The organism is Leifsonia poae (assembly GCF_027921845.1).
GTDB lineage: Bacteria > Actinomycetota > Actinomycetes > Actinomycetales > Microbacteriaceae > Leifsonia > Leifsonia poae.
Genome location: NZ_BSEN01000001.1, coordinates 300,116 through 321,336, shown reverse-complemented (window position 1 = coordinate 321,336; position 21,221 = coordinate 300,116). Strand labels below are relative to the sequence as shown.

Below are 21,221 nucleotides of genomic sequence, written 5' to 3'. Positions count from 1 at the left end.
CACGCCCTTGGTCTCAGCGCTCTGGTTGACGGTCGCGATCCTGGCGGGCGGCTATGCGAGAACGCGAAACCGGTCCGCGTGGAGCTGGTTCGTGCTGACGTTCTTCTTCGGCCCGATCTCGGCCTTCTTGCTGGTCACTTGGCCGCCGCATGACGTGCGCCCTGGGAACTCGGGGCCGAGATCCGGGGTCAATCACGATCGCGTGACGTCCGACTAGATCACGAGGCGGCGACGGCTGCCTGAATCGTGCGGATGGTCGAGCCGAGGACGCCCGACGTGAGCAGTCCGGGGCCCAGTGGCCCCGCCGAGTCCTCACCGAGTGGGGGCAGCTGCCGAAGCGCGGCCCTCACCTCAGGGCTCATGTGGTCGAGTTGCCAGGCGATCTCGCCGGCGACGGCGGTGGACTGGTCGGGAGCGGCCAGGCCGGCGGCCTTCGCGGCGTACGCAGCCGCGCCGAGAGCGTGCGCGCCCATGTGAGCGACGCCAGCGGCTTGTGCGGCCGCTCGCGCAGCCGCCACGGCAGCGGGAGAGCTCACGGCTTGCGCGGCCCGGCCGGCGACAAAGCGCCGCCGGATCTCACCGGCAGCATCGAGTTCGCCCCGGGCAAACGCACGCGTGCGGGCGATGGCGTCCCGTGGTCGATCGTCGTTCGGAGCCTCTGTCTCGAACACGACCAGGACGCGCTCAGCGCAGTCCGCCGCCCACGTCGCGACCAGACGGCGATCGGCCTCGCTCAGTGACTGGGAGGACGGCATGACAGCATCCTCGCATCCGGCCCGTACTCGACTGCGACAGCGATGTGTCGGCGATCGATTCCGTCTCCGGATGCTACGCGCTTCCCGCCGTCGGGCACGCGGCTATCCGGCGCGCGCTGCGGCCCTCCGCGATCGTACGATCGCCCACCCGACGAGCACACCGGCCACGACGGTCAGCGTCGCCCCGGCGATCGTCACAGCGGCCTGGAACTCCGCCGCCTGCTGCGAGCTCCAGTGCGCCGAGGCGATGTCCCCGGTGAAGAGGGCCGCGAGGATCGTGCCCGTCACGGCGAGGCCGACGCCCGACGAGACCTCGGTCGCGGTGTCGACCAGGGCGGCACCGATAGTGGTGCGGTTCTCGGGGAGGCCGCGGAGCACGTTGACGCCGGCGACGACGCCGACCACGCGCATCCCGGCCGCCACGAGCGCGAGTGAGAGTGCGACCCAGACGTAGCCGGAGCCGCCGAGCAACGTGTAGACGGCGAGGCCGGCGACGACCGCGATCGCGCTGATCCACGCGGACCGCTCGAGGCCGACGCGTTCGACGAAGGGGTTGATGAAGGGGCCGGCGGCGACGAGCACGATGACCTGGGGGAGCATCCCGAGCGCGGCCAGCGCGGGCGGCCACCCCCACGCGAGCTGCAACTGCAGGGTGACCAGGTAGCCCATGCCGGCGGTCGCGAGTCCGGCGGCGGCCTTGAAAGCCAGGCCGCTGGCGACGAGCGGGCGGCCGATGAGTGCGAGATCGAGCAGCGGATGGCGTGCCGTGCGCTCCCGGATCACGAAGAGCACCGCGGCGACGACGGCGGCCGCGGTGACGGTCCACGGCACCCACGAGCCGGCGCCCTCGTTCACGAAGAGCGTCGGCGCGATGAGGGCGAGCACGATCGTCGCGGTGCCCAGCACGGCGCCCGCGACATCCACGGGATCACGGTGCAGGTCGGCGGCGTCGTCCGCGGCGATGCCGAAACGCACGCCGATGATCGCCAGGATGGCGACCGGAACGTTCACGAGCAGCAGCACCTGCCACGGAGCGATCGCGAGCACGAGGCCGCCGACAGTCGGGCCGATCGCGAGGCCGACGAGTCCGACGGTCGTGATGACGGTCAGTGCGCGCACGCGCAGGCTCTCCGTGTCGAAGAGGCGGAAGGCCAGCGCCATGGATCCGGGGGTGGTCATCGCCGCGGCGACACCCATGGCGGCGCGCACGATGATCAGTTCCTCGGCGGTCGTGACGAAGGCGGTCGCCAGGCTAGCGATGCCGAGCAGCGTCAGCCCGAGCAGCATGATCCGCCGGCGGCCGAACCGGTCGGCGATCGCGCCGAAGACCAGCATCAGGCCGCCGAACACGACGGCGTAGGCGCCGGTCACCCACTGCAGAGCGATGGTCGACGCGTGCAGGTCGCGTCCGATCGTCGGCAGGGCGACGTTCAGGATGGAGTTGTCCAGCATCTCGAAGAGGAAGACGGCGGACAGGCCGGTCAGGGCCAGCCACGCCTCGCGCAGGGACTGCGGCGAGCGGCGGGGCTGCGGCGGTCGAGCGGACTGGGGCGAATGCGTGGACTGGGGTGAACGGGGGGACTGGGGGAGGTCGTCGTGACGGTGGGCGCTCATGGGCGCTCCTTCCGGAGGGTGAGGGGGGAAGTCGGCGTGTGGATGCGCGACACGCGCCGGGCTTCGAGATACAGAGGGCGGCGATGTCGGAAGTCGTGAACGAACACTGTTCGTTGAGTACGAACACAGTTATACGCTTGGAACAGCGTTCGTGTCAAGCTAGACTGAGCACCATGTCCGCCGATCCGAAACAGCGCCGCGCCGCCCGCCACGCCCCGTCAGGCGACGCCGCCGTGGCGGAGGCGCCCCGCAAGCAGCCGATCACCGTCGAGCGCATCACGGATGCCGCACTCGAGATCGTCGCCACCCAGGGCTACGACGCTCTGACCATGCGGAGCGTCGCGGCTCTGCTCGATACGGGTCCGGCCTCGCTCTACGCGCACGTGGTCAACAAGGCCGACATCGACGAGCTGATCATCGGCCGGCTCTGCAACCAGCTGGTGCTGCCCGAGCCGGACTCCGACACCTGGCGTGAGCAGATCGCCGACGTCTGCGCGCAACTGCGTGATCAGTACCTGGCGTACCCGGGCGTCTCGCGTGCGGCGCTGTCCATGATCGTGACCAATCTCGACGTGCTGCGGATCAACGAAGGGATGCTGGCCATCCTTATCGCGGGCGGCGTCGAACCGCACGAGGCGGCATGGACGATCGACGCCCTCTTCCTCTACGTGGGCGTCTACGCGCTGGAACTCTCGCTGGTCTCGCAGCGGAGGGGGCACGAGGAGGACGCCTGGTTCGTCACCCGCGAGGAGCGCGACGAGGTGGTGCGCCGCTTCACCGCGCTGCCCGCCGACCGGTTCCCGCAGACGCGGCGCTACGCTGCCGAGCTGACCTCGGGCACCGGCCACGAGCGCTTCGACTTCACCGTCGGCCAGCTCCTCGCCAACCTCGCCTGAACCCGAGCGCGCGAGAGGTGCCGAATGTGCGCCATTCGGGTGGAATGGCGCACATTCGGCACCTCTCGCGAGGATGGCCAGCCGCGCGCGGCTACAAGCCCTCGGCGATCCGCTTGATCGCCGCGAGGCGGCGGTCCCATTCGGCGCCGATCTCGTCGAGGCGGCGTGCCGTCTCCGCCAGCTGCGCGCCGAGCACGCGGTACCGCAGTTCGCGGCCGACCCGCACGGACTCCACCAGCCCCGCCGCCTCCAAGACGGCGAGGTGCTTGGCGATGGCCTGCCGGGTCACCGGGAGGCGCCCGGCGAGGGCGGACGCGGACGCGTCGCCCTCGCCGAGAGCCACCAGGATGCTCCAGCGGGTCTCGTCGCCGAGAGCCGCGAACACGGGAACGAGGGTGGTCGAGGTCACGCGCCGCCCTCGAGGTAGGCGACCAGCTCGTCCAGCTCGGAGTTCCAGCCGCCGCGGTTGCTCTCCATGCCGGCGGCGGGGTCGGCCAGAGTGTCGAAGCCGGTCTCGACGACCGTCAGGCGGGTGCCGCCGTCGTCGAGCGGCTCCACGGTGAAGCGGAACACGGTGGAGTGGTCGCGGTCGACCTGCGCGGCGCCGGCCGGGTCCGAGTTGCCCCAGCGGTAGGCGATCATCCGGGGCTCGTCGAGCTCTTCGATCACGAATGGCACGTCGCCGTAGTCGTCCCAGCTGAAGACGCCCGTGGCGCCCGCGCCGGAGCCGTCGAGTGTCGCCCGCTGCGGGAACCACTGGGAGATGAGCGCCGGTTCGGTGATGGCGGCCCACACCTTCTCGAGCGGCGCGGCGATTCCGATGGTGCGGCGCACGGTGAATTCGCCGGCGTCGACGACGGAGGGTTCGTTGGAGGTCACGGTCATGATTCTGGTCCTTTCGGTTGAATGCTGCAACCACATAGTTGCACCATTCAGAAGCACATGCAACCCTAAGGTTGCATTTGACCCCACAACAGAGGCACGAGCCACCACAGGGCGATGACCGCAGCGACCACGAGCCCGAGCGCCGGAAAGGCGCGACGAAGTCGACGTCCGCCGGGTGCGACGACCACGCCGGCGACGGAGCCGGCGTGGTCGTCTCCGTACCGCTCCGCGCGGCCGGTCGCCTTCGCCCCGACGGTCGACAGGATGCGGAACATCCGGCGCGCGACGCCCGGGGACGACAGCTCAAGTGCCTGCATGGAGTAGACGAACATCCAGTCGTCGACGATCTCGACGTCGAAGTCCTGCGCCTCGTCGATCAGCAGCGCCATCAGATCCGGAGTGAGCAGGTAGAGGGCGTCGCGCTCGTAGTCCTTCGGGCAATACAGCGTGAAGTAGCGGTCGAAGTCGCCTTCGAGCGAGAGCCTCTGCGACCGGGAGAACTCGGCAGGCAGGTTCGTCGCGCCGAAGAGTCCATTGTTGCTACGCGCATCCAGCACGATGTGGGGGAGCGTGTGGTCGAGTCGGATGGCGAGGTAGCCCCAGGTGTGCACCTCGCGGGATTTTCCGGACCCGGTCACGTAGCGATAGGTGGCCAGGTCGGTGAAGCGCCCCGGGTTGCCCGCGGCCGTCGTGAGCCGGTTCAGGAGGATGCGCTCCGTGCCCACCTGAAAGATCGAACCCGGATAGGCGGGGGCGTCGGCCTGAGCGGTGAAGACCATCCCGTTGGCGCGGGCGAAACGGTCGAGCCGCAGCCAGGTTGCCCAGCGCTGTCGCGAGGTGACGATCCGGGCGGTGATGAGCCCGACGACGATGGCGGCGGCCACGAGCAGGGCGACGACGGCGCCGACCGGATTCGCGTCGGCGAGCGACGGCAGCAGCACGCCGAGCACGACGATCGCGGCGAGGATCCACGCGATGAGCACGATGAACGGCATCCCGGGCGATGGCCACCGGCCGCCGGATGCGCGCGCTGCGCTGCGGAACTGCGCGGCCTCGTCTTTCGAGACCGGGCTCGAGAGGGCGGAGAGGTCGACGGAGGCGGGCGAGGTCTCGGGCACGGGCCAACCTTAGCGAGTGCCGGGTGCGGTGCGCGGCTACGTGTGCGGTTAGGTGTGCCGCTACTCCGTCAGCACCTGGTTCGACGGGATCAGCGTGATCTGGTCGGCCGTCACGCCGACGAGTCCGAGATGCACGCGCAGCAGCGCCGCGGGGACCTTCCCGTCGGGCGGGGGAGTGTCGGCGCCGAGGGTGAGGGGCGTGCCGTCGCCGAGCACGGCCGTCACCGAGTCGACGTAGACCTGGACGTGACCGCGGAGTTCCATGCGACCGGCGTCGGTCAGCAGCTGCGGCCCTGTCGCCTTGCGGACGTTGAGATGGAAGTCGGTGATCACGATGTCGTCCGCCGTGAGTTTGAGCACGGGCGTCGTCATACCGTTCGCGAGGGGGACCTTCACGACGCTGACGGTCGGGATGCCCGCGAACGAGATCGAGCTGCCGGTGAGCTGGGCGGCGGGCAGCGTGAAGGTCGGTGATCCGGCATCCGGTTTCGGTGCGACCGGGGGAGCCGTCGGTGCGGTGGTGGCGCCGGGGGTCGGCGTGCCGGTCGAGGAACCGCCGCCCGGCAGGGGGATGGTCGGGACAGGGGCGATCGGCAGCGGGAGTCCAGAGTGGGTCGGCGTGGGAGTGGGCGTCGGCGTGGGCGACGGTGTGCCGCACGACATGAAGAGCGGGATGCACAGGTCGGCCGGGACCGCCGTGGGGACGGCCGCGACGCCGAGGCCGCAGAGGCCGACGGCGATGAGCGCAGCGCCGCCGATGCGCGCTGCCGCCGCCCGGCGCCGGCGGCCGGGGGCGGTCAGAGGTCCCTCCCGGGCTCGCGGTCGGGCTGCAGCTCGGGTTCCGGCTCCGGCTCCGTCTCCGTCTCCGTCTCCGTCTCCGTCTCCGTCTGCGCGGACGTGGTCTTAGGCTCAGCCGCCACCACCGTCTTCGGCATCCACGCCACGACCATGATCCCGCCGATCGTCGACAGCAGCATCCCGATGAAGAAGCCGCCGAGGTTCACGCCGATCAGCGAGTAGACCGCCACGGCCAGCGCGATCACGCCGTAGAAGATGCGGTGCACCGGCATCGCCACCGCCAGGATGCCCAGCAGAACCAGCAGCACCGGAATGATCGTCGCCTGCAGTCCCTCGATGCCGAGCTGCACGTGGATCTTGCCGATGTCGAGCTGGCCCGAGAAGAACATCTCGATGCCGCCGAGTGCCGTCAGCAGTCCGCCGACGAACGGTCGACCGCGTCGCCAGGCCGCGAACCGCGCCCACGCTCCCGGATGCACGTTCCGGTCCTTCTCGTCTCGGTTCACGCCTCGCTTCACGTTGCGCCGCGGCTCGTCCGTCAGAAGCATCCCTTGGATCCGTCCGTCAGCTGCACGTGCATCCCGGTCAGGTTGAAGACCGACGCTTGGGTGCTCCACGCGGTCTGCTGCACGCCCTTGATCGAGACCGAGTCGGCGTCCTGGGCGAAGTCGCCCGCGCTGCCCTTGGCCTTGGTGTTCACCGTGGACGCGTCGACGCCGATCCGGATGTTGTTGAACGTCGCGTCGCCCTTGAGGTCGGTCATGCCGATCTGCAGGTCGGTCGCCGTCGCCGGGGCTCCGCCTCCTCCGGCCGTGATCAGCATCCCGACCTTGCCCATCGGGGTGTCGGTGATCACCGACTGGCAGAGGTCGGCGAGCTTGGCCGAGCCGATGTTCGCGATCGCCACCTGGTGGTTCTTGCCGGCGGTGTCGGGGGCGACGCCGGCGTACTGCGAGAATCCGGTGCCGTCGAGCTGGGAGGCGCTGATCTGGAACTGGCTGCCCGACACCGAGAACGACACGGGCACGGCACCGTTGGCGACGCCGGCCATCAGCACGGTCGAAACGACCGCGACGGGCACGGCGGCGAGAACGATGCGGCCAGCGTGCGAGCCGGTGAGCTTGCGGAACTTCATAGATCCTCCTCGATCTACCGTTCGAACAATGAGGGCGGCTCACCCCCATCCGGGTGACAAGCCGAAAGCCCACACAGGAGACTATGCGTTATTGACGAGATGTCAATAGCGCGGGGTCGGCCGGCGCTCGGAGGGGCCGTCATAACTCCGGAACTCTGGAACGCCACGCCGGCCGGCAGCCCACAACTCCGGATGCTCGGCGCCCCTCGCCCCAGAGTTCCGGAGTTGTGCGGCCGTCGACCCCGTCGTAGTCGCGCGAATGCCCGCGGTCCCGCCCCGTCCGCCTCGCCGGCCCGGCCCCGCCCCCGACCTCGCCGGTAGGCTCGCTGCATGGAGGATCGGCGCACCCGCTTGACCCCCGACGAACGCCGGGCGCAGCTCGTCGCGCTCGGGGTGGCCGCGCTGGCCGAGCATCCCCTCGACGAGCTCACGATCGAGGGCCTCTCCGCCGAGGCAGGAGTGTCACGCGGACTGCTCTTCCACTACTTCGGGTCGAAGCAGGGGCTGCACCGCGAGGTCGTGCGCACCGCCCGCGACAGCATGCTGCGAGCCACCGAGCCCCTCGCGGATCTCGCGCCGCTCGACCGCCTGCGCGACACGCTTAACCGCATCGTGCAGTTCGTGCGCGACCACCGCGGCACGTTCTACTCGTTGGTGCGCGGTGTGGCCAGCGGCGACCTCGAGGTGCGGGAGGTCGTCGAGCAGGCGCGCGAGCTGCAGGCGGAGCGGGTGGTCGCGGTGTTCCTCGAGCTGGGCGCCGCCGACACGGTGATGCTCCGGATCGCGCTGCGCTCGTGGGTGGCGTTCGCCGAGGAGGCTCTCGTCGAGAGCGCGATCGACACCGATCTCGTGTCGGAGGAAATCGCGGCGTTCCTGGAGCGGACGGTGATCGCCGTCGCAGGCGCCGTCGAGGCGTGACGGGCCCCGCGGGCATCCGGAGACGACGAAGCGGAGGTCCGGGATGTCCGGACCGCCGCTCTATCGGTGGTGCTCAGTGCCCTCTCGAGCGGGGGCGCGTTGCTGGTGAGACCGCGCGGATCAGGCCGCGAACGGCAGCTCCGCGAGCGCGCCGCCCGTGACCTGCAGGATGCCGTCGCGGGCATCCAGGTGCACGGTGCCGCCGTCGGTCAGCTCGCCGGTGACGAGCAGATCGGCGATGCGGTCGTCGATCTCGCGCTGGATCACGCGACGCAGCGGACGGGCGCCGTACTCGGGCTCGTAGCCCGTCTCGGCGATCCACTCGACCGCGGCATCCGTGATGTCGAGGTCGATGTCGCGCTGCTGCAGCCGGTTGGCTGTCGCGGTGAGGAGCAGGCGCACGATGCCGCGCAGCTGCGAGGCGTCGAGCTTGCGGAACAGCACGATCTCGTCGATGCGGTTGAGGAACTCCGGACGCATCGCCTCACGCAGCTTGCCCATCACGCGGTCGCGCAGGTCCTTCTCCGAGGCGAACCCGCTGGCATCGCCCGAGGCGCCGACCGGCACGAAGCCGAGTGCGCCGCTGCGGGAGGCCAGGAACTCCGAACCGAGGTTGGAGGTCATGATGATCACCGTGTTGCGGAAGTCGACCGTGCGACCCTGACCGTCGGTCAGGCGTCCGTCGTCCAGCACCTGCAGCAGCAGGTTGAAGACGTCGGGGTGGGCCTTCTCGATCTCGTCGAACAGCACGACCGAGTACGGGTTGCGGCGCACGCGCTCGGTGAGCTGTCCGGCCTCGTCGTAGCCGACGTATCCGGGAGGGGCGCCGACCAGGCGGGCGACCGTGTGGCGCTCGCCGAACTCGCTCATGTCGAACCGCAGCATCGCCTTGTCGTCACCGAAGAGCGATGACGCGAGGGACTTGGCCAGCTCGGTCTTGCCGACGCCGGTCGGACCCAGGAACAGGAAGCTGCCCACGGGGCGGCTCTCGTCTCCGAGGCCGGTGCGGTTGCGGCGTACGGCCTTGGCGACCGCGACGACCGCGTCGTCCTGGCCGATCACACGCTCGTGCAGCTCGGACTCGAGCCGTGCGAGGCGCTCACGGTCGGCTTCGCCGATCCGGCTGACCGGGATGCCGGTCGCACGCGAGATCACCGCGGCGATCTCGGGCTCGCCGATCACGGCATCCAGACGGGGCTTCGCCGTCAGCGACTCGAGTTCGGACTGCACCGACTCGATCTCGTCGCGGAGCCGCGAGGCCTCCTCGTAGTGCTCGGCGCCGACCGCGGCGTTCTTCGACGCCTCCAGGTCGGCGAGGCGCTCCATCAGAGCGGATGCGTCGACCCGCTTGCCCAGCGAGAGGCGCAGTCGCGCACCCGCCTGGTCGATCAGGTCTATGGCCTTGTCGGGCAGGAACCGGTCGGAGACGTAGCGGGCGGAGAGCTCGACGGCGGACCGGATGGCGTCATCCGTGTACTGCACGCCGTGGTGCTCCTCGTAGGCTCCGCGCAGACCCGACAGGATCAGCACGGCGTCCTCGATGCTCGGCTCGCCGACGGTCACCGGCTGGAACCGGCGCTCGAGAGCGGGGTCCTTCTCGATCCGGCGGTACTCCTTGAGCGTGGTGGCACCCACGAGGTGCAGCTCGCCGCGAGCGAGGCGGGGCTTCAGGATGTTCCCCGCGTCCATACCGCCGCCCTCGCCGGCCCCTCCGGCGCCGACCACGGTGTGCAGCTCGTCGATGAACACGATGAGCTCGTCGCGGTGCGCGCCGATCTCGTCCATCAGGTTGGTGAGCCGCTCTTCGAAGTCGCCGCGGTACCGGGTGCCGGCGAGCATGGCGGGCAGGTCGAGCGAGACGACGCGCTTGCCGAGAAGCTGCTCGGGCACACCGCCGTCGACGACGGCCTGCGCGAGACCCTCGACGATCGCCGTCTTACCGACGCCCGCCTCGCCGACCAGAACGGGGTTGTTCTTGGTGCGGCGGGAGAGGATCTCGATGGTCTGCTCGATCTCGTCGAGCCGGCCGATCACGGGGTCGAGCCTGCCGTCGCGGGCGAGCTCGGTGAGGTCGGTGCCGAACTGGTCGAGCATCGGGGTCTCGGACGCGTCGTTCTCGGCGTCGACGGGGGAGCCGTCGGAGCCGACGGTCGCCGGCTCGCGCATGGCGCTGGTGAGCGCGTCAGCGGTCACGCCCGCGTTCTGCAGGACCTGCCCGGCGGGCGTGTCCTGAACGATGACGAGCGCGAAGAAGAGGTGCTCGGGGTCGATGTAGGTCGAACCGGATGCCCGGGCGACCTGGTAGGCGTGGAAGAGCGCACGCTGCGCGGACGGGGTGATCGACGCCGCGTCGGCGTCGACGACGTCGCCCGCCTGCGGGAGGCGCTGCTCGGCGGCGATGGCCACCTTGGCGGGGTCGACACCGATCCGGCGCATCGCGTCGGCGGCGGGCTCCTGGCTCACCATGACGCGCAGGATGTGCAGCGCGTCGAGCTCGCGGTGGCCGTGCTCCAGGGCGAAACGGCCGGCCTCGCCCAGGATCTCCTGGGTGCGTCGGCTGAGGAAGCGGCTGATGTCGATCGAGCGCGCGGCACGCGCACGCTCACCCGCGAGGTAGCGCGCGAGGAACTCGTCGAACGAGTTTCCTTCGCTGCTTTCGCTACCTTCGGGAGTGAAGTTCTCGGGCACGAAATCTCCTGTTTCTTGAAAGTTGAGTCGTGAACACTCAAGTTCAACAAACGGGCGGTGTGTTTATTCCTGCGTGCGCGGAGTCGTTCGCCGAGCGGTGCGATATGTCGCTCAACGGCCTGTTTGAGCGACATTCGGCACCTCTCGCCGCGCCGGGGGCCACCGTGGGGGCTGCGCGGGGTCGAGTTGCGGCAAAAGGGCGGTTCGCCGGGGGTCGAACCGCACCTTTCGCGCAAGTCGATGGCGCGTCTGGCGAGAGTTACCCCGCGTCGCGCAAAGGCGCGCGCAGACGTGCGCGCGAGGGGTGCGATATGTCGCTCAAACGGCCCGTTTGAGCGACATTCGGCACCTCTCGCCACCGCGGGGCCACCGCGGGGCCACCGCGGGGCCACCGCGGGGGCTGCGCGGGATCGAGTTGCGGCAAAAGTGCGGTTCGCCGGGGGTCGAACCGCGCTTTTCGCGCAAGTCGACGGCGCGTCTGGCGAGAGTTGCCCCGCGTCGCGTAGGGCGCGCAGGCGTGCGCGTCGAACGGTGCGAAATGTCGCTCAAACGGTGTGTTTGAGCGACATTCGGCACCCCTCGGCGGGATGGGTCGCGCGGCGGGCGGGCGGGGCGCGCTCGGCGGGCGGGGCGCGCTAGGCGCGGTCGACGGCGCGGCGGATCGCCTCGCCGAGCTCGGCCGGCTTCGTGAACTGCGGCCAGTGCCCGGTCGGCAGGTCGACCAGCTCGACGTCGCGCATCCGGGAGAGCTCGGCGACGAAGGGCAGGCCCGCGTCGAGCCAGCCGCGCAGCTGCTCGGTCGGGAACTCGCAGGCGATCACGGTCGCCGGCACGTCGTAGCGGCGCTCGTCGTGCAGGTGGATGGGATCGCTCGTCACGCGGCGCGGCTCGGCGATGGCACGGGCGCGGAACTGGGCGCGCAGGTCGTCGTCGAGGTCGACCAGGTCTTCGTCGTCGAACACCTCCCAGGCGGGAAGCGGCACCTCGTCGCCGACCACGGGCAGCTCGTCGTTGATCACGCCGCCTTCGCCGAGGGGAGCGCTGTCCACGTAGATCGAGCGCACCACCCGGTCGGGACGCTCGTCGATGGCGCCGTGGATGATCGCTCCGCCGCCCGAGTGGCCGACGAGGGCGACCGGTCCATCGATCGCGTCGACCGCCGCCACCACGGCGTCGATGTGATCGCGGAGCCCGATGCCGGCGCGCGGGGCGTCGACCGCTTCGAGTCCGGGGAGGGTGAGGGGATGGACGCGGTGGCCGGCCTCGACCAGCGTCGGCGTCACCTCGTCCCATGAAGATGCGCCGAGCCAGAAACCGGGAACGAGAACGATATCCATGGCACGACCCTAGGGTCAGCCGCCGACACGACAAGCCGGCCGCCGAACACGACAAGTCAGCCGCCGACACGGCGAAGCAGCCGCCGACATGACGGACCAGCCGCCGACACGGCGAATCAGCCGGGCTCACGCCTCCGGGTCGGTGGAGCCGCGCACCACGAGCGTCGCGACGAGCGCGGGGTCGCCGGATGCGGCATCCGTGCCGTCGATCTGCGCCAGCAGCCGTCGGGCGGCGGCGCGTCCGAGCGGCTCTCCCGGCAGCCGGACCGTCGTCAGCGACGGAGACGTGACCCGCGAGTACGGCAGATCGTCGAACCCGGTGATCGCCAGGTCGCTTGGAACGGACAGCCCGAGGGACCGCGCCGCCTCGAGGGCTCCGTAGGCGTGGGTGTCGGTGGCGCAGACCACCGCCGTCACGCCCGCCGCGTTCAGGGTGGGCCACGCGGCGGCGAATGCGGACGCCGCTGCCCCCATCTCGATCACGCTGCGGGCCGCATCCGGTGCGTTCACCGTCAGCCCGCGCGCGGTCGCCGCCTCGACGAGCTGCTCGCGCCGCAGGTCGAAGGTCGTCGTTCCGGTGGTGCTGTCGAGGTAGCCGATGCTGCTGTGGCCGAGCGCGGCGAGGTGCGCGACGAGCTGGTCGATGGCGTTGGACATGTCGTAGTTGACCGCGTCGTACGCCGGCGCGATGCCGGTCGCCGCATCACGTGCATCCGACGCGCGGGCATCCCCATCGCGGGCATCCGACGCGCGGGCATCCGCGTCACGGGCATCCGCCGCACGAGCATCCGCCGCACGTGGGTCCGGCGCATCCAGCAACACCAACGGCTCGTCGCCGCTGAGTTCCGCGAGAAACGCATCCGACGGCGCGTCCACGAGCAGCCCGGCCGGTCGCAGGCCCGCGAATCGCCCGACATCGGCCGCGGTCGGCTGCACGCCGCTCGCCGTCACCGAGAGCAGCAGTTGGAAGCGTTCCCCCAGCTCCGCCTCGATGCCCCGGATCACCGCACCGAAGAACGGGTTCGACAGGTCGGGTGCGACGAGCACGATCAGGTCGCTGCGGCCGCGCGCCAGGGCGCTCGCACCCCGGTCGATCACGTAGCCGAGCTCGGCGACCGCCGCGTGCACGCGATCGATGTTCGCCGCCGACACGCGTCCGTCGGTCTTCCCGTTGAGCACCAGGGAAACGGTCGCCACCGAGAGTCCCGCCCGCTCGGCCACCTGAGCGGCGGTCACGCGAGGGGAGCGGGGCATGTACCGATGCTACTGGCCCCCTGGGCGCCATCGATTCCCGGATGTTCGCCGGTTCGCGGCTCGAGCAACGGGAATCATCCTGGAATCGATCACGCGTCGATGCGGACGACGGACGATTTCGGGTTAAGCGCTTGACGTGATAGGCATTAAGCGCTTAACTCTGCCGGCCCGCATCCGAGGCCGACCCCCGACGAAGTGGAGCCTCATGGGCACGAAGATCATCCTCGACTGCGATCCAGGGCACGATGACGCGATAGCGATGCTGCTCGCGCACGGAAACCCCGACATCGAACTCCTCGCGGTCACGACCGTGGTGGGCAACCAGACCCTGCCGAAGGTCACGCGCAACGCGCTCGCGGTCGCCGAGATCGCGGGCATCACGGGGGTCCCGTTCGCTGCCGGCGCCACACGTCCGCTGGTCCGCACGATCGAGAACGCCCCCGACATCCACGGCGATTCCGGGATGGACGGCCCCGTCCTCCCCGAGCCGACCCTCGAACTCGACCACCGCCACGCCGTCGACCTGATCATCGACACGATCATGGCCAATGAGCCGAAGACCGTGACTCTGGTTCCCACCGGCGGGCTGACGAACATCGCGCTCGCCGTGCGCAAGGAGCCGCGCATCGCCGAGCGCGTCAAAGAGGTCGTGCTGATGGGCGGCGGCTACCACACCGGCAACTGGAGCGCCGTCGCCGAGTTCAACATCAAGATCGACCCTGAGGCCGCCCACATCGTCTTCACCGAGAGCTGGCCCGTCGTCATGGTCGGCCTCGACCTGACGCACCAGGCGCTCGCCACCCCCGCTGTCGTCGAGCGCATCGCCGCGGTCGATACCGCACCCGCGCGCTTCGTACTGGAGCTGCTCGAGTTCTTCGGCGCGACCTACAAGCAGTCCCAGGGCTTCGACTCGCCGCCCGTGCACGACCCCTGCGCCGTCGCCTACGTGATCGACCCGACCATCGTGCGCACCGTCAAGGTGCCGATCGACATCGAGCTCACCGGCACCCTCACGCTCGGGATGACCGTCGCCGACTTCCGCGCGCCCGCCCCCGACGACTGCACCACCTGGGCCGCCACGGAGCTCGACCACGAGCGCTTCTGGGCGCTGGTCGTCGACGCTCTCGAGCGCATCGGGGAGGTCGCAGCATGAGCACGGTCGACACCACCGGCAACAAGACGGGCCGCACCCCCGGCTCCGGCCGCACCCCAGGCACCGGCCGCACCCCCGGCTCCACCGTTCGCCTCGGCGCCCTGACCGCCGCCCTCCTCGCCGCCTGCATCGCCTTCCAGCTGAACGCCAGCATGCTGAGCCCGGTGCTCGTCACCATCGCGCGCGAGCTGAACACCGACGACGCCTCCGTCGGCCTCTCGCAGACCATGTTCTTCACCCTGGCCGCGCTGTTCTCCCTCTTCCTGCCGCGGCTCAGCGACATCGTCGGGCGCAAGCGCATCCTGGCCGGGATGCTCATCGTCATGATCCTCGGAAGCATCGTCTCGGCTCTCGCCGTCAACCTCCCGATGCTCTACGTCGGCCGCGCCATCCAGGGTGTCTCCGGGCCTGTCGTCCCGGTCTGCCTGCTCATGCTGCGGGCCGAGATCTCCGACCCGAAGAAGTACGGAGCGGCCATGGGCCTGCTCACCGCGGTGAACGGCGGGATCGCCGGCATCGACGCCATCGCCGGCGGCTGGCTCGCCACCGCATTCGGCTTCCGCTCGGTGTTCTGGGTCATCGCCGCCGTCTCGGCCGTCGCCGTCGCACTCGTGTTCCTCTGGGGTGTCGAGTCGAAGCCGTCCGAGGGCACCACGATGGACTGGTGGGGCGTCCTCCCGCTCGTCGTCTCGATCGGCGCCTTGCTCACCGCGCTCAACGAAGCCGGCAAGCTCGGAGCGGCCAACGGGGTCATCGTGGTCGGCGGGATCGTCGTCGCCCTGGTCGCGTTCTTCGTGTTCTGGCAGGTGGAGAACCGCTTGAAGCAACCGCTCGTGCCGCCGGCGTACCTGCGCCGCCGCAGCACCTGGGCGCTCCTGCTCACCACGCTGCTGACCATGACAGGCGTCTTCGCCGTAGTCAACGGACTCGTCACATCGCTCGCCCAGAACGGCGCCGCCGGCTTCGGGATGGAGCCCGACCTCGCGTCGCTCGCCTTCCTCACGCCGTACGCGATCGTCGGCTGGATCGTCGGCCCGTTCGCCGGACGCCTCGCTCCGACGCTCGGCTACCGCAACGTGCTCAGGGTCGGACTCGCCGGCACCATCGTGGCCACGCTGGTCATGGCGTTCGTCGGCGTGCACTCGCTCCCGGTGCTCATCGCGGCGACCGTGCTGATCGGCATCACGTACGCGGGCATCGTGAACATCATGCTCAACGGCCTCGGCATCGTTCTCTCGCCGAGCGACAACCCCGGATTCCTGCCGGGCCTCAACGCGGGTGCGTTCAACCTCGGCGCCGGTTTGAGCTTCGCGATCCTGCCGGCCGTGCAGATCGTGCTGTCTCCCGCATCCGGATCGTCGACGACCGGGTACAGCGCCGGGATGCTCGTGGGCGCGGCGATCACCCTGGTCGCGCTGGCGATCTCGTTCCTGATCCCCAAGCCGGCCTCGGCCGAAGCCTGAGAGGCTGGTGCCATGTCACGGAACGGAATCCTGATCGTCGGCTCGCTGAACGCCGACCTGGTCGTGCGCACCGACCGCTTCCCGGCTCCGGGGGAGACCGTGCGCGGCTCGACCCTCGCGACCCTCCCGGGAGGCAAGGGGGCGAACCAGGCGGCCGCAGCGGCGCTGCTCGGCGGCGACGTCACGATGCTGGGCGCGGTGGGCGGCGACGCGCACGGCGAACTGCTCCTGGCATCCCTCACGGATGCGGGGGCGGATGTCTCGCAGGTGCGTGTCGTCGACGGTGTGGCGACGGGAACGGCCATGATCACGGTCGACGCGCACGGTGAGAATTCGATCGTGGTGAGTCCGGGCGCGAACGACGAATTGTCCGTGGACGACATCGAGGGCAGCGAGAGCTTCAGGGACCGCGCGGTGCTCGGGCTCTGCCTCGAGATCGACCTGGGCGTCGTCGCCGCTGCGGCCGGGCGCGCCCACGCTGCCGGGGCGACGGTGCTGCTGAACCTCTCGCCCTACGCCGCCGTGCCGGCCGACCTGCTTGCCGTGACGGACGTGCTGCTCGTCAACGAGCACGAGGCGTCGCTGCTGCTCTCCGTCGATGTCGAATCGGCGACCCCGTGGGCGGTCGCTGCCGCCTTCGCCAACCACGGCATCCGGCGGGCCGTCATCACCCGCGGCGCCGAGGGGAGTCTGGTGTTCGACGGCGACGAGGTGAGCACGGTGGCGGCGGTCGCCGTCACGGCCGTCGACACCACGGGATGCGGTGACGCCTTCATGGGGGCGCTCGCCGTGCGGCTCGCCGCTGGGGACGGGCTCGCGGACGCGGCCGGCTTCGCCGCCGCCGTCGGCGCGTTCGCCGCGACGAAAGAGGGCGCGCAGTCGTCCTATCCGACGCTCGCCGAGCTTGATGCGTTCAGGGCCGATAGCGCGCGCGACGACCGCTAGGCCGGCGGCGACCCCGCGTCAGATCCCTTCTTCCTCCACGTCCTCCTCGGTGAGCACGCCCTCATCGACCTCCTCCTGAGGGTCGTGCTCATCGAGGATGGGGGAGGCCTCGCGCGGCATCCCGCCGGTGGGACCGATGCCGGGCCCGGGGAGCACCGTCTCGCCGGCGGCCGCGTCGTTCGTCACGAGTTCGTCGGCGAAATCGGCCGCGGCGATGGGGTCGTTCGCGGCGTAGTCGACTTCGCCGTCGGCGGGGTCGACCCATCCGGCGGTGTCACCCGCGTCGGCGTCACCGAGCTCGGGGATGTCTTCGTCGTACGTGCCGTCGTCGGGGAGGCGGTCTGCCATCACTGCTCCATTCGTCAGGACTGCGCTCGCGCTGTGCTGGCACGCTACACCCGCTGCCGCCGACGCAGAAGGCGGCCGGTACGAGACCGGCCGCCTTTCTGATGACGATGTCGTGCTGGATGCCTACTTGGTCGGCGTCGGAGTCGGCGTCGGGGTGGAGGTCGAGCCAGTCCCGGCCGTCTGAACGGCCGTGCCGACGAACGATGCGAACTGGTTCGCGTCGGTGAAGCCGCCCGAGTAGCGCTGGCCGTTGACGAAGACGGTCGGCGTTCCGAACTGACCGGTGCTCGGGTTGACGATCTTCGGATCGCTGACCACCGCCTTGGTCTGGTTCGTGACGAACGCCGAGAACGTCTGGTCGTTCACGCACTTCGTGATCGCCGACGAACTGACGCCCGCATCCTTGAAGACCTTGAGGATCTCGGCGTTCGTGAGCCCCGTGCCGGTCGATTCATCCGGCTGGTTGGCGAACAATGCACTGTTGACGTCGAAGAACTTGTTCGGGTCGTAGTTGGCGACACAGGATGCTGCGGCCGCGGCCCGGGTCGAGTACTTCTTGTTGTTCGCCGAGTCGAGGATCGCGACCGGGTGGATCTCGAGGGTCGCCTGGCCGTCCGCCATCCATTGCTTCATCTGGTCGGAGTTGGTGGTCTCGAACTGGTTGCAGTACGGGCACTGGTAGTCGAGGTAGATCGTGATGTGCGCCGTCTTGCCGTCGAGCTTCTGCGTGGTCGGCGTCGCCGAGTCGCCCTTGGCGATGGCGGGCGTGGTGACGGCCTCGCTCGCGGTGTTCAGCAGGATGCCGCCGCTGAGCATGTTCTTGGGGTTGGTGACGTTGCCGCTCGCCGAGACGCTCGCGTAGATCACGATGCCGATGATCGCGAGGATGGCGACGACGCCGGTGATGATCGAGCTCTGCAGGATGATTTTGCGGCGCTTCGACTTCTTCGCGGCCTCTTCGCGCATCAGGCGAGCGTGCTCGCGGGCTTCCTCTCGACGGTCGCGCTTATTCGGCCCGGAGGCGCCCCTACCTGTTGCCATGCGGCTTTCATCCCATCGACGGTGAACACTCTTACCGACGATGTTATTGGCAGAATCCTTTGAGCCGCCTGAGGCCGCTACCCCCCGAAGGTCCTGAGTCCCGCCCCTACCGCTTCGATGCGCTGGGGGGATCATGGGTGGGATCGGGTTCATCCGGCGGTGAAGAAGGGTTCACGAGACCATGACGAACGAAGCCTCAGCGGCGATTCAGCCGGATGTTCAGGTGCGAGGTGCTCGCGAGCACAACCTGCAGAACGTGGACCTCACTGTCCCACGCGATGCCATGGTCGTGTTCACCGGGGTGTCGGGGTCGGGAAAGTCGTCCCTCGCGTTCGGAACGCTCTTCGCGGAGTCGCAGCGCAGGTATCTGGAGTCCGTCGCGCCGTATGCCCGGCGTCTGATCGACCAGGCCGGTGTCCCCGACGTCGACTCGATAACCGGTATGCCGCCGGCGGTGGCGCTGCAGCAGCAGCGCGGTGGGCGAAATGCACGCTCGACGGTGGGCAGCATCACGACGCTGTCCAGTCTCGTGCGGATGCTGTACTCGCGAGCGGGCGATTACCCCGACGGTCAGCCGATGCTCTACGCGGAGGACTTCTCGGCCAACACGGTGCAGGGCGCCTGCCCGGAATGCCATGGCATCGGTCGCGTGTACGCGGTCACCGAGCGGCAGATGGTCCCGGACCCCTCGCTCACGATCCGGGAGCGGGCGATCGCCTCCTGGCCGACGGCGTGGCACGGGCAGAACCAGCGGGACATCCTGGTGTCCCTGGGCTACGACGTCGACACGCCCTGGCGCGACCTGCCGCGCGACGACCGCGACTGGATCCTCTTCACCGAGGAACGGCCAACAGTCCCGGTGTACGCAGGGCTCACGCCGGCGCAGACGCGCAGAGCGCTCTCCGCCCGGATGGAGCCGAGCTATCAGGGAACGTTCGTCGGTGCCCGTCGCTACGTGCTCGACACGTTCGCGACGACCAAGAGCGCGTCGATGAAGAGGCGTGTCGCGGAGTACCTCACCTCCGCCGTGTGCCCGGTGTGCCACGGGAAGCGCCTCAAGCCGGAGGCTCTCTCCGTGACGTTCGAAGGGCTCGACATCGCCGAGTTCTCACGACTCCCGCTCCGCGAGCTCTCCGACCGGCTCGCAGCGCTGGTCGCCGCAGCCCGCGAGGAGCTCGCCACCTCCGGGGTGGCACTCGATGAGGGTGCGCGGCGCGAGGCGACGCAGCAGAGGATCGCCGCGGGCGGAGCGTCGCACGCCGCCTCTCCGGACGTGCGCCGGACCCCGAACCAGTCGGTGGAGAAGCGCGCAGCGGCCGTACGCCTGTCCGCCGAACTGCTGGAGCGCCTGCGCCCCATCATCGACCTCGGGCTGGGGTACCTGTCCCTGCATCGCACGACACCCACGCTGTCCGGAGGTGAGCTGCAACGGCTACGGCTCGCCACCCAGCTGAGCTCCGAGCTGTTCGGCGTCGTGTACGTGCTCGACGAACCGTCGGCCGGCCTTCACCCGCAGGACGTGAACGCCCTCCTGGGCATCCTCGAGGGGCTGAAGAGGAGAGGCAACAGCCTGTTCGTGGTCGAGCACTCGATCGAAGTGATGCGGCACGCGGACTGGCTGGTGGACATCGGACCCGGAGCCGGTGAACGGGGTGGTCACGTCATCTACAGCGGAGCGCCGGATGGCCTCGCGGACGTGGACGAGTCGGTGACGAGACGGTACCTGTTCGGCCGACGCGGGCTGGCTCCACGGACGCCGCGCGAGGCGACAGGGTGGGTGAAGCTCGAAGAGATCACGCGCAACAACCTGCGCAACGTGTCGGTCTCTTTCCCCCTCGGAGCCTTCACCGCGGTGACCGGAGTATCCGGGTCGGGAAAGTCCAGCCTGGTGAGCCAAGTGCTTCCCGCGCTGCTCGGGGACCATCTCGGCCGACCCGTCAACCTGAACGACGACGCTCCAGAAAACGACGATCTGCTTCTCTCGGACGGGCCCGAGGTGCTCGAAGGCACGGTTTCGGGAGATCTTCCCGGCGTCCGTCGGGTGGTCAACATCGACCAGAAGCCCATCGGCCGCACCCCGCGCTCCAACGTCGCCACCTACACGGGCCTGTTCGACCATGTCCGGCGCCGTTTCGCAGAGACTCCCGAGGCCCGGTCGCGGGGATACCGGCCCGGCCGGTTCTCCTTCAACGTGGCCGGCGGCCGCTGCCCCACCTGCGAAGGCGAGGGCGCCGTCATGGTCGAGTTGTTGTTCCTGCCGTCGGTCTACACCGTCTGCCCCGAATGCCATGGCACCCGGTACAAGGACGACACGCTCGAGATCACCTGGCGTGACCGGAACGTCGCCGAGATACTCGCGATGTCCGTGGAGGAGGCCCATGCCTTCTTCGGCGGCGAGAACGAGATCATCCGCTCCCTGACCGCGCTCGTGGACGTCGGACTCGGATACCTGAGGCTGGGCCAGCCCGCTACCGAACTATCAGGCGGCGAGGCACAACGGGTGAAGCTCGCCTCCGAGCTCCAGCGCGCCGAACGCGCCGACACCCTGTACGTGCTCGACGAACCGACCTCCGGGCTCCACTGCGCCGACGCCGACCGCCTCATAGAACACCTGCAGAGCCTGGTGGATGCCGGAAACACGGTGGTCGTGGTCGAACTCGACATGCGGGTCGTCGCCACCGCCGACTATGTCGTCGACCTCGGCCCCGGCGCGGGGGAGAGCGGCGGGACGGTCGTCGCCGCGGGGACGCCCCATGAGGTCGCTGGTGCGGCCCTCAGCGCCTCGGCCCCGTACCTGGCGACAGCTCTCGAAGAGGCATCGCTCACCGCCGAGAGCATCGTCGGATGACGTGCGGACGTCCGTTGCGCACGGT

At 69.7% G+C, this 21,221-nt stretch carries 19 protein-coding genes; 6 read left to right on the top strand and 13 right to left on the bottom strand.

From position 1 onward, the window contains the following. Positions 1 to 218 precede the first annotated feature (218 nt). Positions 219 to 755 carry a putative immunity protein gene (locus PKE84_RS01510; RefSeq protein WP_271175427.1) on the bottom strand — a complete coding sequence of 179 codons (537 nt, stop codon included), beginning with the start codon at positions 753 to 755 and terminating at the stop codon, positions 219 to 221. A 102-nt stretch (positions 756 to 857) separates the two neighbouring features. After that, positions 858 to 2,369, bottom strand: coding sequence for an MFS transporter (locus PKE84_RS01505; protein WP_309297479.1), 1,512 nt, complete (start codon positions 2,367 to 2,369; stop codon positions 858 to 860). 173 nt (positions 2,370 to 2,542) lie between these two features. On the opposite strand from PKE84_RS01505, the gene PKE84_RS01500 reads away from it, so the two are divergent. Beyond that, a complete protein-coding gene (locus PKE84_RS01500; RefSeq protein ID WP_271175426.1) occupies positions 2,543 to 3,265 on the top strand; it encodes a TetR/AcrR family transcriptional regulator in 723 nt (240 codons plus the stop codon). 91 nt (positions 3,266 to 3,356) lie between these two features. Here PKE84_RS01500 and PKE84_RS01495 read toward each other — a convergent pair whose 3' ends face one another. The 6 genes from PKE84_RS01495 to PKE84_RS01470 all read right to left on the bottom strand — a co-directional run bounded on the left by PKE84_RS01495 (position 3,357) and on the right by PKE84_RS01470 (position 7,201). Next, the gene (locus tag PKE84_RS01495; RefSeq protein WP_271175425.1) at positions 3,357 to 3,674 is read right to left on the bottom strand and encodes an ArsR/SmtB family transcription factor; all 318 of its coding nucleotides are present in this window, start codon (positions 3,672 to 3,674) and stop codon (positions 3,357 to 3,359) included. After that, a complete protein-coding gene (locus PKE84_RS01490; protein WP_271175424.1) occupies positions 3,671 to 4,150 on the bottom strand; it encodes an SRPBCC family protein in 480 nt (159 codons plus the stop codon). The genes PKE84_RS01495 and PKE84_RS01490 overlap by 4 nt, the downstream gene beginning before the upstream one ends. Positions 4,151 to 4,215: 65 nt before the next feature. Then, positions 4,216 to 5,268, bottom strand: a complete 1,053-nt coding sequence (locus PKE84_RS01485; RefSeq protein WP_271175423.1) for a hypothetical protein — start codon at positions 5,266 to 5,268, stop codon at positions 4,216 to 4,218. 60 nt (positions 5,269 to 5,328) lie between these two features. Then, complete coding sequence (locus PKE84_RS01480; protein WP_271175422.1) at positions 5,329 to 5,931, bottom strand: hypothetical protein; 603 nt, start codon at positions 5,929 to 5,931, stop codon at positions 5,329 to 5,331. A gap of 134 nt (positions 5,932 to 6,065) precedes the next feature. Next, the gene (locus tag PKE84_RS01475) at positions 6,066 to 6,614 is read right to left on the bottom strand and encodes a DUF6114 domain-containing protein (protein WP_271175421.1); all 549 of its coding nucleotides are present in this window, start codon (positions 6,612 to 6,614) and stop codon (positions 6,066 to 6,068) included. Continuing rightward, positions 6,605 to 7,201: a DUF6230 family protein gene (locus tag PKE84_RS01470; RefSeq protein ID WP_271175420.1), complete on the bottom strand. Its 597-nt coding sequence runs from the start codon at positions 7,199 to 7,201 to the stop codon at positions 6,605 to 6,607. The genes PKE84_RS01475 and PKE84_RS01470 overlap by 10 nt, the downstream gene beginning before the upstream one ends. A gap of 330 nt (positions 7,202 to 7,531) precedes the next feature. Here PKE84_RS01470 and PKE84_RS01465 point away from each other — a divergent pair, with 330 nt between their 5' ends. Further along, positions 7,532 to 8,119, top strand: coding sequence for a TetR/AcrR family transcriptional regulator (locus PKE84_RS01465; RefSeq protein ID WP_271175419.1), 588 nt, complete (start codon positions 7,532 to 7,534; stop codon positions 8,117 to 8,119). Positions 8,120 to 8,239: 120 nt separating this feature from the next. On the opposite strand, the gene PKE84_RS01460 is transcribed toward PKE84_RS01465, so the two are convergent. From PKE84_RS01460 to PKE84_RS01450, 3 genes are all read right to left on the bottom strand, one after another. Beyond that, positions 8,240 to 10,807 (bottom strand): ATP-dependent Clp protease ATP-binding subunit, encoded by a 2,568-nt coding sequence (locus PKE84_RS01460; RefSeq protein ID WP_271175418.1) that lies wholly within the window; start codon positions 10,805 to 10,807, stop codon positions 8,240 to 8,242. Between the two features lie 635 nt (positions 10,808 to 11,442). Beyond that, positions 11,443 to 12,144 carry an alpha/beta fold hydrolase gene (locus tag PKE84_RS01455; protein ID WP_271175417.1) on the bottom strand — a complete coding sequence of 234 codons (702 nt, stop codon included), beginning with the start codon at positions 12,142 to 12,144 and terminating at the stop codon, positions 11,443 to 11,445. A gap of 126 nt (positions 12,145 to 12,270) precedes the next feature. Further along, positions 12,271 to 13,398, bottom strand: coding sequence for a LacI family DNA-binding transcriptional regulator (locus PKE84_RS01450; protein ID WP_271175416.1), 1,128 nt, complete (start codon positions 13,396 to 13,398; stop codon positions 12,271 to 12,273). A gap of 205 nt (positions 13,399 to 13,603) precedes the next feature. On the opposite strand from PKE84_RS01450, the gene uriH reads away from it, so the two are divergent. Genes uriH through PKE84_RS01435 form a run of 3 tightly spaced genes read left to right on the top strand, consistent with a single transcriptional unit; the run spans position 13,604 to position 16,959 of the window. Further along, positions 13,604 to 14,551, top strand: coding sequence for a uridine-preferring nucleoside hydrolase UriH (uriH, locus tag PKE84_RS01445; RefSeq protein WP_271175415.1), 948 nt, complete (start codon positions 13,604 to 13,606; stop codon positions 14,549 to 14,551). Beyond that, entirely contained in the window at positions 14,548 to 16,014 is a 1,467-nt protein-coding gene (uriT, locus tag PKE84_RS01440; protein ID WP_271175414.1) for a uridine transporter UriT, read from the top strand. The genes uriH and uriT overlap by 4 nt, the downstream gene beginning before the upstream one ends. Positions 16,015 to 16,026: 12 nt before the next feature. Continuing rightward, the gene (locus PKE84_RS01435; protein WP_271175413.1) at positions 16,027 to 16,959 is read left to right on the top strand and encodes a PfkB family carbohydrate kinase; all 933 of its coding nucleotides are present in this window, start codon (positions 16,027 to 16,029) and stop codon (positions 16,957 to 16,959) included. Positions 16,960 to 16,977: 18 nt separating this feature from the next. Here PKE84_RS01435 and PKE84_RS01430 read toward each other — a convergent pair whose 3' ends face one another. Beyond that, positions 16,978 to 17,307 (bottom strand): hypothetical protein, encoded by a 330-nt coding sequence (locus tag PKE84_RS01430; protein WP_271175412.1) that lies wholly within the window; start codon positions 17,305 to 17,307, stop codon positions 16,978 to 16,980. A 123-nt stretch (positions 17,308 to 17,430) separates the two neighbouring features. Beyond that, complete coding sequence (locus PKE84_RS01425) at positions 17,431 to 18,348, bottom strand: DsbA family protein (protein WP_271175411.1); 918 nt, start codon at positions 18,346 to 18,348, stop codon at positions 17,431 to 17,433. 181 nt (positions 18,349 to 18,529) lie between these two features. Here PKE84_RS01425 and PKE84_RS01420 point away from each other — a divergent pair, with 181 nt between their 5' ends. Continuing rightward, on the top strand, positions 18,530 to 21,196 hold the full coding sequence (locus PKE84_RS01420) for an excinuclease ABC subunit UvrA (protein WP_271175410.1): 2,667 nt from the start codon (positions 18,530 to 18,532) through the stop codon (positions 21,194 to 21,196). The last annotated feature ends 25 nt before the right edge of the window (positions 21,197 to 21,221 follow it).

Coding starts and splice junctions, on each gene's coding strand:
- PKE84_RS01420 (WP_271175410.1), top strand. CDS start 18,530: ATGACGAACGAAGCCTCAGCGGCGATTCAGCCGGATGTTCAGGTGCGA.
- PKE84_RS01490 (WP_271175424.1), bottom strand. CDS start 4,150: ATGACCGTGACCTCCAACGAACCCTCCGTCGTCGACGCCGGCGAATTC.
- uriH (WP_271175415.1), top strand. CDS start 13,604: ATGGGCACGAAGATCATCCTCGACTGCGATCCAGGGCACGATGACGCG.
- PKE84_RS01470 (WP_271175420.1), bottom strand. CDS start 7,201: ATGAAGTTCCGCAAGCTCACCGGCTCGCACGCTGGCCGCATCGTTCTC.
- uriT (WP_271175414.1), top strand. CDS start 14,548: ATGAGCACGGTCGACACCACCGGCAACAAGACGGGCCGCACCCCCGGC.
- PKE84_RS01430 (WP_271175412.1), bottom strand. CDS start 17,307: ATGGCAGACCGCCTCCCCGACGACGGCACGTACGACGAAGACATCCCC.
- PKE84_RS01455 (WP_271175417.1), bottom strand. CDS start 12,144: ATGGATATCGTTCTCGTTCCCGGTTTCTGGCTCGGCGCATCTTCATGG.
- PKE84_RS01500 (WP_271175426.1), top strand. CDS start 2,543: ATGTCCGCCGATCCGAAACAGCGCCGCGCCGCCCGCCACGCCCCGTCA.
- PKE84_RS01425 (WP_271175411.1), bottom strand. CDS start 18,348: ATGGCAACAGGTAGGGGCGCCTCCGGGCCGAATAAGCGCGACCGTCGA.
- PKE84_RS01475 (WP_271175421.1), bottom strand. CDS start 6,614: ATGCTTCTGACGGACGAGCCGCGGCGCAACGTGAAGCGAGGCGTGAAC.
- PKE84_RS01450 (WP_271175416.1), bottom strand. CDS start 13,398: ATGCCCCGCTCCCCTCGCGTGACCGCCGCTCAGGTGGCCGAGCGGGCG.
- PKE84_RS01465 (WP_271175419.1), top strand. CDS start 7,532: ATGGAGGATCGGCGCACCCGCTTGACCCCCGACGAACGCCGGGCGCAG.
- PKE84_RS01510 (WP_271175427.1), bottom strand. CDS start 755: ATGCCGTCCTCCCAGTCACTGAGCGAGGCCGATCGCCGTCTGGTCGCG.
- PKE84_RS01505 (WP_309297479.1), bottom strand. CDS start 2,369: ATGAGCGCCCACCGTCACGACGACCTCCCCCAGTCCCCCCGTTCACCC.
- PKE84_RS01435 (WP_271175413.1), top strand. CDS start 16,027: ATGTCACGGAACGGAATCCTGATCGTCGGCTCGCTGAACGCCGACCTG.
- PKE84_RS01480 (WP_271175422.1), bottom strand. CDS start 5,931: ATGTCGTGCGGCACACCGTCGCCCACGCCGACGCCCACTCCCACGCCG.